This window comes from Neobacillus drentensis, from assembly GCF_036966985.1.
Taxonomy (GTDB): Bacteria; Bacillota; Bacilli; order Bacillales; family Cytobacillaceae; genus Neobacillus; species Neobacillus drentensis_E.
Genome location: NZ_JBALSN010000692.1, coordinates 1 through 1,209 on the forward strand (window position 1 = coordinate 1; position 1,209 = coordinate 1,209).

Consider the following 1,209-nt stretch of genomic DNA (forward strand, 5'->3'; position numbering starts at 1 on the left):
ATCTCCACTTGATTTAATGGTTGGCGGAATAAATCCATATTCCATACTTATTAACGAAGAGACAACCTGGATAGCCCCCATGGAGCCAAAGGTATGGCCGGTCATCCCCTTTATGGAAGTAATTGGGACATAGGTTCCAAATAGATTAGTGTGAGTAATATACTCTATCATATCATTCTGTTTTAACCCCAACGCTTGGCTGTTGACATAAGTAGGAACACAATCGCCTATGGCACTTTTTAGGGCAGCTGTCATCATTGTTCCTGTTGTGTCGGACTTTAATATTGAAAGAGCTTCATTGTTAGAAGCACCTCTGTTGACATGCCCCCAAACTTTAGCGCCTCTTGATTCTGCATCTTTCTTCCGTTCCATAATCACAACGGCAGAACCCTCTGCTTTAACAAACCCCTTATGAGATGTGGAAAAGGGTACCCCGGTTTCCTCTATCTCAGTATTTTCGGCAATCGCACCCGTCTTTAAAAATCCATAGGTAATCCAATCCCCTAATAGAGCATCTGAGCCGCCAACGATACATATATCTGCGTGTCCAGCTTCTAAGAATAATTTGCCCATAAGGATCGCATCTAAGCTTGCTGTACAGCCAGTAGAGATGGTATAAGCCTGTCCATTTATTCCAAGATGCTTAGTGATTCCAGAAGAGATTGTATGCGGATCTCCGATAGGAACATATTGAATAGGTACTTTTTTAAGGTTATTACCATGGTTAGAGAACTTTTCAACTTCTAAAATTCCTCCACCGGATGTACCCATTATGACAGCAACACGTGCAAAATCATCATTTGGTAAGTTGGCCATCTTATAAGCCTCCTCTGCAGCTGCAATGCCCAACTGAGCTGCACGTGGGTACCTTTTATAATTTTGAGCAGAGATTATATCCAGATCTTCATCAACAACTCCACATACTATATTAGAGCCGTTATTGCCACGGCCATGGAGAATTCCCTGTGTACAGATCCCCTGTTCTAGAACGTCTTTAAATTGATCTATATTACTTATACCCGGCGCTTTAACTCCGTAACCTGTAATGACTATATTGTCCATTGTTGACCTCGTTTATGATAAATTATATTAATATATTAAAAATATATTATATGAGGTTATTCGACAATTAACAACAATTATAGATATTTATATCCCTGCCATTCTTCCGAGTTGCAACCATCTCTTTCACCCTTTTTGAACTGCTTC

1 protein-coding gene is annotated in these 1,209 nt (G+C 40.2%); it reads right to left on the reverse strand.

The features are described from left to right. On the reverse strand, nucleotides 1-1,062 hold a 1,062-nt coding region (locus V7659_RS30580; RefSeq protein ID WP_335543773.1), incomplete at its 3' end, for a beta-ketoacyl synthase N-terminal-like domain-containing protein. Nucleotides 1,063-1,209: the final 147 nt, after the last annotated feature.